The 12,331-nt window shown below is 46.6% G+C and carries 8 protein-coding genes and 1 other RNA gene; 1 reads left to right on the top strand and 8 read right to left on the bottom strand.

The annotated features are described in order from the left end of the window. Nucleotides 1-14 precede the first annotated feature (14 nt). Entirely contained in the window at nucleotides 15-920 is a 906-nt protein-coding gene (locus tag MHH82_RS01445) for an ABC transporter ATP-binding protein (RefSeq protein ID WP_251500258.1), read from the bottom strand. Between the two features lie 850 nt (nucleotides 921-1,770). On the opposite strand from MHH82_RS01445, the gene MHH82_RS01440 reads away from it, so the two are divergent. Beyond that, nucleotides 1,771-2,007, top strand: a complete 237-nt coding sequence (locus MHH82_RS01440; RefSeq protein ID WP_340962699.1) for a helix-turn-helix domain-containing protein — start codon at nucleotides 1,771-1,773, stop codon at nucleotides 2,005-2,007. Between the two features lie 230 nt (nucleotides 2,008-2,237). Here MHH82_RS01440 and MHH82_RS01435 read toward each other — a convergent pair whose 3' ends face one another. The 7 genes from MHH82_RS01435 to MHH82_RS01405 all read right to left on the bottom strand — a co-directional run bounded on the left by MHH82_RS01435 (nucleotide 2,238) and on the right by MHH82_RS01405 (nucleotide 12,293). After that, nucleotides 2,238-4,715, bottom strand: a complete 2,478-nt coding sequence (locus MHH82_RS01435; RefSeq protein WP_340962697.1) for an RNA-binding domain-containing protein — start codon at nucleotides 4,713-4,715, stop codon at nucleotides 2,238-2,240. A 668-nt stretch (nucleotides 4,716-5,383) separates the two neighbouring features. Beyond that, nucleotides 5,384-5,748: a transfer-messenger RNA gene (gene ssrA / locus MHH82_RS01430) on the bottom strand. A gap of 313 nt (nucleotides 5,749-6,061) precedes the next feature. Then, nucleotides 6,062-6,541: an SsrA-binding protein SmpB gene (smpB, locus tag MHH82_RS01425; RefSeq protein ID WP_113061854.1), complete on the bottom strand. Its 480-nt coding sequence runs from the start codon at nucleotides 6,539-6,541 to the stop codon at nucleotides 6,062-6,064. A 150-nt stretch (nucleotides 6,542-6,691) separates the two neighbouring features. Next, nucleotides 6,692-9,343 carry a ribonuclease R gene (gene rnr / locus MHH82_RS01420; protein WP_340962693.1) on the bottom strand — a complete coding sequence of 884 codons (2,652 nt, stop codon included), beginning with the start codon at nucleotides 9,341-9,343 and terminating at the stop codon, nucleotides 6,692-6,694. 192 nt (nucleotides 9,344-9,535) lie between these two features. Then, on the bottom strand, nucleotides 9,536-9,766 hold the full coding sequence (gene secG / locus MHH82_RS01415; protein WP_009593367.1) for a preprotein translocase subunit SecG: 231 nt from the start codon (nucleotides 9,764-9,766) through the stop codon (nucleotides 9,536-9,538). A 302-nt stretch (nucleotides 9,767-10,068) separates the two neighbouring features. Next, entirely contained in the window at nucleotides 10,069-10,518 is a 450-nt protein-coding gene (locus MHH82_RS01410; protein WP_012818496.1) for a PaaI family thioesterase, read from the bottom strand. Between the two features lie 98 nt (nucleotides 10,519-10,616). Next, the gene (locus tag MHH82_RS01405; RefSeq protein ID WP_340962688.1) at nucleotides 10,617-12,293 is read right to left on the bottom strand and encodes a long-chain-fatty-acid--CoA ligase; all 1,677 of its coding nucleotides are present in this window, start codon (nucleotides 12,291-12,293) and stop codon (nucleotides 10,617-10,619) included. Nucleotides 12,294-12,331 lie beyond the last annotated feature (38 nt).

Raw genomic sequence — 12,331 nt, 5'->3', positions numbered from 1 at the left:
CCTAAAAATGTTTATTATCGTATAATTGTTTGTTTATTTGAGCCTGTAAGACTTCGGAATGTATCTTCTAAGCTGGCGGATTGTATATCAATATCTGAAATTCCCCATTCAGACTGCATCAGTGTAAATAACAATACATCGGTCTCTTGAGCATACAGACGAATTCGCTCGCCGTTGCATTCTGCCTTTTCTACACCAGGTAATGTGAGCCATTCCTGCTGGGCTGGCGCGTTCGCCGCTCGAAATGAAACGGTTCTAAGCGCTGTTTGAGCCTTTAAACGTTCCGGAGTCCCTTCCGCAACAACCTGTCCCCTGGCGATGAGTGCGATGTGATCTGCGACAGCATCAGCTTCATCTAAATGATGTGTAGTCAAAAGCACCGTACGTCCGTCACTTGCCAGCGCTTGAATGGTGTCCCAAAAGCGGCCACGAGCCTCGATATCCATTCCGACCGTTGGTTCATCAAGCAGGAGAAGCTCTGGATTTCCCGCCAAACTCTGAGCGAAGGCTAATCTACGGCGTTGTCCTCCAGACAGCGAGGATGCGCGTCGTTTCTGATCCGCGTGGAGACCCGAAATGTCTAACAATCGCTCTAGCGACATCGGATTACGATAATAACTGCGAAACAATTGAAGCACTTCTTTCACCGTAAGTCCATCTGCTGCTTTAACATCCTGCAAAAGCGCTCCGACGCGCTGCCGTAATTCTTTTGTGCCGGACGGCATCCCCAAGACCCTGACTTCTCCTGATGTTGGCTTGATCATTCCGAGTATCATGGAAATGGTTGTTGTCTTGCCTGCCCCATTCGGTCCGAGCAATGCTGATATCTGACCTTTCTCAAATGATAGATTCATATGATCAACGGCACAGTAGTCGCCGAATTTCTTCACTAGATTTATACATTCAATCGCCTTTGTCATTTTGTCCTAACCTCCGCTAATTTCTTCTTTCGTTACTTGATGTCCTCATTATATTGAAAAAGCGCGAGAATCAATTAGTGTGGGTTGTCACAAGCCGGTTATGACAAATGTCAGAAAAAAGAAAGCAAAAAAAGAAGGACCTCTAGGCCCTTCTTCAGGATAACGTGCATTTGACACTCTTTGAGTGAGGTTTCTTGCTTTGCAAACTTATAGCTAAGGATTTTACATTTTTAATCGAACACAGCAAAAAACCACAACTTCATGCGGTTGTGGTTTTACATGGAGAAGGCGAGCCGTGGCTCTGCAAAACCACAATTCGCCGTCGGGTATTGCTAAATTTATTTCGGGTAGTGACTTAGGTACCTTATGTAAAAAAAGACATGATTCGTGTCTTTACGCAGTTTTATGAGTGCTCTTACTGATCACATTACTCAGAATATACCCCGATGATCATCGTCACTCCCAGTCTGAAACCATCAGTAAAAGAAGCCGCCATTTCCAGTCATTGGACTTGTCGATACAAATCTAATAACTCCTCAAGCTCATGAAAATCATTTGAAAAGCCCCTTCTTCTAGGCATCCATAGACTCGGATATTTACCGGCTCTATAGGCGATACTGAGGGTCGGTGGAAACAGCCTTCTCTACACTCTACAGGATTCAACTGTCCGTATTATAGGGATACCAGGAAGCTTGGCATGGGATTCTCCTTCCTTAACAAATGAATCACTGATCGATAAACATTGATAAATTCATAGTCGTTACGCATATGAGTACCAGTATTGAAATTATATACGGTACGCTTATGCGTATAGTCAAGTTGAAATCGATCTTTTTGAGATGTGAATATAATGAGGAAAAAAGTTGTCGTTAAAATCTCGGAATTGACCAAGGTACATAATATTTATTTGCGGGAATTATCCCGAATAACCGATGTACGGCACGCTGCATTAAGTGAACTTGCCAATGGAAAACGGGAAAGTATCAGCTTTAGCCATATTGAAAGAATTGCTGAGACTTTAAATATAAGTGATATTCGGGAGATTATTGAGTTAATGGATGAGGGGGAGAGTACTCATGCATCATGATGATTTCAAGTCTATTTACTAATCACTACAATGAAAATATCTCTTAATGTTTTGTAATGTTGGACTATAAAAACATGTAATGAATTTGATAATTTAACATTTCTTTAGAAAAGAAAAACCCGCAAATTTAGCGAGTTTTCCTTTGATGTGAATAGAATCGAAGAGAGTAACATTCCTGAATATAACGACACGTACACCGCTTCCCATTAGTATAGTCATCAGTTTTGATGTTACCCAAAATTACGCAATTGAAGTAGTTTTTGGATGGTCTCTTGAGGAAGATTTTCACTTATCTTCGTTCCAATCCTACTATTTGGTTTTATTGTTATTCCTTGCTTTTCGTTAGAGGCACCTTCAGAATAAGACTCAGTGACTCTCGGAGCTATCTCACTCTGTACTTTCTTTTTTGAATCCAGGGATATCTGGTCCTTAATTTTTTTATTAATCTCACCTTTTAGGGACGACAGCATATTATTAGAATGTTCGTATGTTAATCCCATCTTTACTATTTCCATTGATCTTTGAAGATTATTTAAATTTATCATCAAGTTCAATGCTTGGGAATGCGCATTAATAGCATTGGAGTGTAATTGTTGCTTGCTTAAAGGGAATCCCTCTTTTTCTCTATGGTAACCTTGCTCGTAGTGTTTTTCTGCTAATGTGGCCATTGAAATATCATTTGATTTTCTACACAAGTAAAATAATGACCTAGCGTAACCGTGATTCGCATTTGGACTTTCCGAATCTAACGATAGTGCTTGTCTGAAATATTGACTACTAAGATTATAATTTTTTTGCTCTAACTCTAAGTATCCCCAATCAATCCATGCTTCTACAAGCTCAGGGTCTAGATCGGTGGCAATCTCCAATTCTTTAGAGGCTAACTTATAGGAATTATATAAACCTGACATTTTTTCAATAATAGCTTTCATATAATGAAGATATGCAAACTGAGAACACTTTTTTATCTCATTATCAAGAATCTCTGTAGCATTATCATAACCGTTAAAATAAAACGTAGAAATTATATTTTTTATATTTAAGGCAGATATTCGCTCCTCGTGAGTGCGTGCTCTTGTGTTCACTAAGTATTGCTCCTCTGACACTGTTGCATCTTCGATTAGCCTCAATTCATCAACAAACTGTTCATATTTTCTCAGTATTTCAATTCTATCAGGTATCTCTTGTTGCCTAATGTAGAGTTTCATTAGATGATGAGTTCCATAACCAACATGACCATCGTGAGTTTTATCTGTAAAACACAGAGTCAACTTTGATAATTCTTGTATGGCGACATGGAGCTCGTCATCCGAGAACCCGCTAATATACTTTAAGTCATTAATTGAAAATAATTTCTCACTTTCAGCAATTGACAAAATATAGAGAACCTTCTTTGCCACACCGTTAATTCTTTCAAGAGACCCTTTAAAACAAAAAGACAGTAATGATTCATATGTTTTCCCAGATCTAAGGCCATCTAAAACATATTTAATAGGAGCATCATATGCAAGTTGATTTACTACAAGTTGCGCTGCTAAGGGCATCCCTTTTGTCAATATATAAAGCTCATCAATGCTATCCTTATATTTATCTAAAAGAGAACTATCTTTCAATCGCCGATACTCAAACTCAATAAATTCAATAAAGTCATTACTTTTTAACCCATCCAATGTAATCTTACTCATTTGAAAATCGCTAATTGACTCTCTAGTTGTTAATATTGCCTTGCTGTTCCTTGGCAGATTAAAAAGCATTTCAGTTAGTTGATCCTCGATCAATGTCTCCAAATTATCTATTATTATCAGAACGTTATATTGACTCAATAGTCTAATTACCTGCTCAGTAGTATCCGTACCATTTAATTCTGTATCAAAAAAATCTGCAATTTCATTTACAACGTCATGATAAGATGCAATGTAGTTTCTGATTTTTCTTTCTCCTGCTGGGGTTAGATACGTTCTCTTACCACTCATCCAGATGATAAAATCAAAGTTATGCTCAATAGTTTTTTTTGAAATAAGAGTGCAGTAATGATAAACTAATGACGTTTTTCCTATACCCCCGATTCCGTCAACCTGTAACAGTCTAGTATTTTCATGTTGCAACAATCTATGCAAATGCTCCACCTGTGAATCTCGTCCTATAAATCTATGGAATGGTGAGTAAGAAGGCAAATTATGTACTATTTGAAATTGATGTGATTTTTGTTTGTAGAAAATATGGTCGGCTTTAATACTTCTACTTCCCCTTCTGCAATAAACATCACCTTTTCTAAATACAATTACCTCATGTTGTTTCTTTTGACGGTCTGTTTTCATATACTTTCCGTCAATTTTAAACGGAATAATTTCTGGGGACGGTGAAATATAACAAATCACAAACTCACGTTTTTCTATTGTATGTAGTGCAATAATAATATTTATATGGCCATCTACATATTTATCAATAAGATTATAAAGATTTGCATCATCGATCTTTTCATCGCTTCTCTCATCTAAACCTACCCACTTATAATCATTTGTTACACCAAAAATAATGTGACCACCTTTAGAATTCGCAAAAGATACAATATCTTTTATTATCTCAATACCTGTTGTAGGCGACATACTATAGATTTCTTTGAAATCTAATGTGGCCATTTCAACATCGGCATTAATATTTTTTATTTCCAGAATTTTTTCAAGTGAAACTTCATGCAAATTCTCCACAATGTATCTCCTCTGCAATTATATTATTTACATGCGATCAAGACATAACCCAACACTCCACCAGCTATTCATAATATTGGAATACAGTCAATCTTTAGTCAATATATTTTATTTTTAGGGCCAATTCTAGTCTGATACAAGAATTGTCTAGCTAAAGATGAGGGCAATCCCATAGAAAAGCTATTAATGGGCTCTTCTAAGTAATAAAGTTACTGAGATTGTCAGATAAATAGTCTGCTAAATCACAAAGATTTCAAAAAAATTAATTGTATTGTTTGCTCTCAACAATGCCAATGATTCATAATAGTATCTTCTATAGAAAACAGATAGCACTAAGTATTGAGGTCAGTGATTAGTTTTACATCCATTCCAAAGTTAGATAACTCTGCAAAAAACATTTGATGAGGATGTCAAAAATGTTCACACTTTATAATCCTTAATTGAGAACGTAAGATTAGAGGATAAAGCTGATCACTGATATTATGAGATCTATAGTTCAGATTAAAAAAGACAATATAGAACTCGCCATTGGAGTTAATGCCTTACCTAAAGGTTATGGTATCATCTTCATTAATCAATTGTTAAGCGAACTTTTTCTAGCCCATTGGGACTACAATTTAACCGTAAGAAAACGAAAAACCACAACTAAATTAGTTGTGGTTTTTTATGTATGGAGGCGAGGGGAGTCGAACCCCTGTCCGAAGATAACGACAACACAAGCTTCTACGGGTGTAGTGACAGATTTGATGTCACCCTAGAGACTCCCTGTCACCGGATTCCCTTCAGGTCAGCCTGATTGTCTTCTTCAGCTAGCCCCAGGCGGAGACTAGACAGCGTATCCCACTAAAGTTGAGCCCTCATCCCGGTACATGGGCGATACAGAGCGAGAGCACGCTCACAGGTTATTAAGCTGCGAAAGCGTAGTTGTTTTGTTGTTTGCCGTTTAATTGGCTTTAGCGTTGATGAAGTGGACGCGTCCCCACTACCCGCTACTCATGCCCGAACTATCCCCGTCGAATCCAAAAACGCCCCCTTAAGTTGGAGAAATGCTGGTGTTATGCACCTTAAGCGTTCCTGCCAAAAAGGGCTATCGGATTAAATCAAAGAATGTATTCAGTCATAGCAGTCCATCTATTGCGCATTCTTTCCCTCCAAGAAAGGAATACGCAGGCTGTATGCTGATTGTCAAAGATCTTATTGATCTCTCTTACATCAATTAGTATATCACATTTTACATCAAAATGATATATACATTGCAGGTAACACAGCTAAAAGCTGCCATCCCACTATAAACTTCATTAAACATGATGCCGATTTCTTAAACGGCATACCACGGATAACCATGATTACCTTGCAATCTTCTGCTTCTCGCGCAATGCACGCTGAATATCGCGCTGTGCGTCCTTCTTGGCGGCATCGGCACGCTTGTCGTACTGACGCTTACCTTTACCGAGGCCCAGCAGCAACTTCGCATAGCCGTTACGGATGTAGATCTTCAGCGGTACGATCGCGTAACCGTCCTGCTTGGACAGGCCCAGCAGCTTGCGGATCTGCTCCTTATGCAGCAGCAGCTTCCGTGTCCGCGTAGGATCCGTTGGGTTGTTACGGTTCCCCTGCTCGAACGGGCTGATATGCATGTTATGGATATGAATCTCGCCATTCCGAATGGTAGCGAATGCATCTCCGATATTGACGCGGCCGTTCCGTATGGATTTGATCTCCGTTCCGGTCAGCACCATCCCGGCTTCATACGTATCCTCGATGAAGTAATCATGGGAAGCTTTTTTGTTCTGGGCCAGAACCTTCCCGTCACTTTTCTTACCCATGGTCTCACCCCTGTCATCAACAATGATAATGGAAAAAGGACTTCCGACAGACCGCCAAATGCAATCTCACCAGAAGTCCATTGTATCAAACGTCAGCCTCTAAAAGCAAGGTTGGGCAAGCACCTCCAGCGTTAGATCAGGAGGAAAAGCTTACTTTTTCTTCTTGCGGACAAAAGCGGCTGTACCGTTTCCGCCCTTACTCTTCCGTTTGCGGCCACCGCCGCCTCCGCCGGAATTGCCTCCAGCATTGCCGCCCGGCGTTGGACCTTCGCCGATGAAAATGCCGCTGCCCGACGTCTTCTTGCGTCGATTTTTCCCGCCGGCACCGCCAGAGCTGCGAGCATTGCGGTCGAAGCCTAGTGCGCCGCCGCCTGCGGAGCTGTAGCCGCCTTTGCCGGAGCCAAAGGCGAAGTTCGACGCCTGCTGCTCGCCAGCTCCAGCTCCAGCGGCAGTGCCCGCTGCTCCAGCGGCCACCTCGCCGCCGCGCTTGCCGCGGCCGCCCTGGCCGCCGGCGCTGTCACTGCGGCGCCCGCCTGGCGCGCCGCCTTCAGCCGCGCCGCGTTTACCGCCGCGGCCCTTGCCCCCGCGGCCTCCGCCGTCGCGGGCACCGAACCCGCGGCCGCCATTGCCGCCGCGGTCGCCTTCGCCGCGCCCTTGGCGGCGCGGCTTCATGTCCACCATCTCAAAATCGATGGTGTGCTCATCCATGTTCACGTTCGCCACGCGAACCTTCACATCGTCGCCGATGCGGTATACCTTCGACGTACGCTCCCCGATGAGAGCCATATGGCCTTCATCGAAATGGTAATAATCGTCGGTCATCGCGCTGAGGCGAATTAAGCCTTCGACCGTGTTCTCCAGCTCGATGAACATGCCGAAGCTGGTGACGCTGCTGATAATGCCTTCGAATTCTTCACCGACCTTATCCAGCATAAACTCGGCCTTCTTGAGCGCTTCCGTATCGCGCTCCGCATCCACGGCTACGCGCTCGCGTTCCGAGGATTGCTGCGCAATGTCGGCCATCCGGCCGGCCAGCTGCTCATGACGGCTCTCATTCAGCGACCCGCCGCTCTCCAGCACTTCCCGGATGACCCGGTGAATGACCAGATCGGGATACCGCCGAATCGGGGACGTGAAGTGAGAATAGTATTCCGCGGCGAGGCCGAAGTGACCCGTGCTCTCCGCATCGTATTTCGCCTGCTTCATCGAACGGAGCATCATCGTGCTGAGGACGGTCTGCTCCTTCGTGCCTTGAATGGCTTCCAGCAGGTTTTGCAGGGCGCGCGGATGGATCGCATTGCCCCGTCCCTTCACGTGATGCCCGAAATTCGCCGCAAACGCCATGAAGTTCTGCAGCTTCTCCTGATCCGGATCCTCGTGGATCCGATAAATGAAGGGAACCTTCATCCAGTGGAAATGCTCCGCCACCGTTTCGTTGGCCGCCAGCATGAATTCCTCAATGATCTGCTCCGCAATGGAACGCTCTCTTTTGACGATATCCACCGGTTTGCCGTTCTCGTCCACAATGACCTTGGATTCCACAAAATCAAAATCCACTGCGCCACGGCGCATCCGGCGGTTCCGAAGCTTCAGCGCCAGCTCGCGCATCAAGCGGAAATCCTCCACGAGATCACTATAGCGCTCGATCAGCTCCGGATCCTCATCCACCAGGATTTTTCTCACATTGTTATACGTCATCCGTTCTTTCGTACGGATAACACTCGTAAAGATATCGTGCTTCACGACCTTCATCTGCTCATTGAATTCCATCTCGCAGGACATCGTCAGACGATCCACCTGCGGATTCAAGCTGCATATGCCGTTGGACAAGCGATGAGGGAGCATCGGAATGACCCGATCCACCAAATACACGCTGCAGCCGCGGTTATACGCTTCCTTATCCAGCTCGGACCGATCGCGCACGTAGTAGCTGACATCGGCAATATGAACGCCCAGACGGTAATTCCCGTTTGGCAGACGCTCCACGTTGACCGCATCATCCAGGTCCTTGGCATCTTCGCCGTCAATCGTCACGATGTTCAGACCGCGCAGATCGCGGCGGCCCTGCTGCACGATCTCTTCTTCCGTGATCGCATCGGGCGCTGCGTCCGCTTCGGCCAGCACTTCCTCCGGAAAGCCCTCCGGCAGCTGATGCTTGCGGATAATGGACAGGATATCGACGCCCGGATCATCCTTATGACCGAGAATCTCCACGATTTCGCCTTCCGCCGCGGCTCTTCCTTCCGGATAGCTCACCAGCTTCACGACGACCTTCACGCCGTCAACAGCGCCGTTGATCGCATGCTTCGGAATGAAAATATCCCGGTTAATCCGTTTGTCATCCGGCAGCACGAAGCCATAGGCTTCATGGTTCTGGAATACGCCCACTACCTGGGTAACGGCGCGTGTCACGATGCGGACCACTTCGCCTTCCATTTTGCCGCCGTCGCTGCTTTTTGAACTGATCCGAACCAGCACGGTATCTCCATTCATCGCACTCTTCAGGTCATTGGCATGAATGTACACGTCCGGATGCTCACGGTCATCGGGAATCAGAAAAGCAAAACCCTTCGCGTGGGCCTGCAGCCGTCCGCGCAGCAAAGACATCCGTTCCGGCACGCCATAACGCTCGGTGCTCGTCAGAATGATTTTTCCGGATTGCTCAAGCTCATTCAGCAGCTTCAAGAACTCCCTGAATTCATGGGCATCCTCAATCGCAAAATGCTGCTCCAGCTCCTGGTACGTCATCGGTTTGTATGCAGTTTCCCGCATAAAGTTCAGTAATGTTTCTTCAGTTATCATGTTATCACCTCGGGAACCTGCAATTTCATCGTTCCTCTATCCATTCTTTACCTTTATATACTCATACCCTAGTATACACGAATTTAATCCCCGGTATCCTTCCGAACACCGCCCTTACCTATGTAATCCGAAATTCAGGCAATAAAAAACCCCCGCTCTTCCAAGAGTGAAAAAGCGAGGGTAACGCAATTGTTATTTCAACATGGCAACAACGATGGCCAAAATCATAAATCCTGCTGCAAGACCTACCGTTGTACGCTGCAGTACGAGATCCATACCGCGAGCCTTCGTTTTACCAAAAAGATGTTCCGCACCGCCGGAGATGGCACCGGCAAGACCTGCGCTTTTCCCTTTTTGGAGAAGAACGACAGTAATCAACCCGATGGAGAAAATAACGAGCAATACTTCAAAAAATACAACCATGACTTCCACCTCCTACGTATGTAAACATCTAAATTTATGATCTTAAGAGACATTCTAGATTCTACATGAAAAACAGCATTCTTATTGTACCACAGCTTTAGTGGTCTGACAAGAAGTGCGGAGAACAATCCCGACAGAAAATCTGCTCTGCCAGCGGGTTGGAAGTCACCTAACATCGTCTATTGGCTGCATGGACAGACGCTTTATATCCGGCAGCGCCATGATTCGCTCTCGCCAAAAAATAAATGGCCTGCCCCTCCAGCGTTGACAGACCATCCGTTTCTTGGCAGCAGAAAGCTGCATTATTTCACTCGGAACGACCCTGTGCTGATCGCGACTAACTCGCCCTTATCATTCGTTATCCTGCATTCCGTCGTGACCGAACGGTGCGTCTGATGCACGATGTTTGCCGTAACCGTAAGGACCCCGGCCCTGGCCGGCATGACAAAATGCACGTTCAGATTGCTTGTCACCGTCGATTCGCCGGGACGCTCCAGCATGACGGCAATGCCCATGGCGTTATCCATCAGCGAGGAGAGTACGCCGCCATGCACGATGCCCATCATATTCATATGATGAGGCTGCGCATCCAGCGTGACAACAACCGCCTCCGAGCTGGCTGACGCAAGCTTGCAGCCAAGATATCCCCAGAAGGTGGGCTCTGCCGCTTTGGTCATGTCCTCGATGTACGCCTCCCGGTCGAATGCCGGCTGTTCGGCCTTCGCGTCGGGGTTGACATTGGTATGATTCATCAGGCCGCCTCCTTTTTACTTCTGACGTCGTTAGATACTGTATCCATTCCTGCGGGATAACATGAATCGTCGGTCGTGCCGACTCCGCTATTCTGCGCTTAGCCTGTTTTGCCTTCCTCTTCTTCCTCCAGCAGCTTGCGGCGTAGCACCTTGCCTACCATCGTCTTTGGCAGCGAATCGCGGAACACGTACTCGCGCGGCACTTTATAGGCCGCCAGCTGGCTGCGGCAGAATTTCTCCAGGCCCGAAGGGTCCGGAGACGCGCCGTCCTTCAGTACAATATAAGCTCTTACGGTTTCGCCGCGATAATCGTCCTTCGTTCCGACCACGACGGCTTCCTTCACGGACGGATGCTCATACAGCACTTCCTCGATCTCCCGAGGATAAATATTGAAACCGCTTGCAATGATCATGTCTTTCTTACGGTCGATGATCGTAAAATACCCCTCTTCGTCCATCGTGGCCATGTCGCCCGTGAACAACCAGCCGTTGCGGAGCGTATCAAACGTCTCCTCCGGCCGGTTCCAGTACCCCATCATCACCTGCGGTCCCTTCACGATCAGCTCGCCAGGCTCGCCGACCGGCATTTCTTCGCCCGTCTCCGGATCCACGACCTTCGCGTCCGTATCCGGAACGGGGACGCCGATGGTGCCGATCTTCCGCCTTCCCCATATCGGATTCACATGGGTAACCGGGGATGCTTCGGTCAGGCCGTAGCCTTCGATCAGCCGCCCTTTGGTCAGCTCCTCGAACTTATCCTGCACCTCGACCGGAAGCCCGGCAGAGCCGCTGACGCAGGCATTGATCGAAGAGAGGTCGTATTCCCTGATCTTGGGATGATTAATCAATGCGATATACATGGTCGGTGCGCCCGGGAAGAGCGTCGGCTTCATTTTTTTGATCAGGTTCAGGATCATCGTCACTTCGAATTTCGGTACCAATATCAGCATGCCGGCACGATAGATCGCCTGGTTCAGCAGCACGGTGAGACCGAACACGTGAAAGCACGGCAGAACGGCTAAATACCGCTCCTTCCCGTCCTCCACCTGAAAGCACCAGTTCGCGGACTGCACGGTGTTGGCGATCAGGTTCATATGCGTCAGCATGACGCCTTTGGGAACGCCGGTCGTGCCGCCTGTATACTGGAGCAGGGCCAAATCCTTCTCCGCTTTCACGGATTCGCAGACGGGATCATTCGGCGCGCCCGCAAGCAGCTTTTTGAAGGCATGGACGCGGCTTCCATAATCGACGACCGGAAGAGGGCCTTCCTTCTTGGCTTTGATCGGGTAGAGAAAATTCTTGGGGAACGGCAGATAATCCGCCACGGACGTGACGATCATATGCTCCAGTTCCGTCTCCTCGATGACTTTTTCAACGCGGGATACGAACATATCCATCGTAATGATGATCTTCGCACCGGAATCCTTCATCTGATGCGCAATTTCCCGCTCCATATAGAGCGGGTTGGTCATGACGGCCACGGCTCCTGCGAGCAGTGCGCCATAATAGGAAATGACTACCTGCGGGCAGTTGGGCAGCATGATTGCTACCCGGTCGCCCTTCTTAATCCCTTTGCTGCGGAGCGCGTTTGCCATACGATAGGACGCATCCAGCAGACTTCTGTAGTTGATCGTCTTTCCCATGAAATACAGGGCCGGACGATTCGGAAACTTCTGCGCCGAGGTTACGAGAAATAATGCCAAATTCTGTTTCGGATAATCAAAAGCGGGGGCTACTTCGGGCGGATAAAACGGCAGCCAAGGCTTTGTATCCATACAAAACCAACCCTTTCCTAAGGAATGCTCCTTCTTTC

The organism is Bacillus sp. FSL K6-6540, assembly GCF_038007545.1.
The sequence above is the reverse complement of the archived record's forward strand: the minus strand, read 5'-3'. Positions and strand labels throughout refer to the sequence as shown.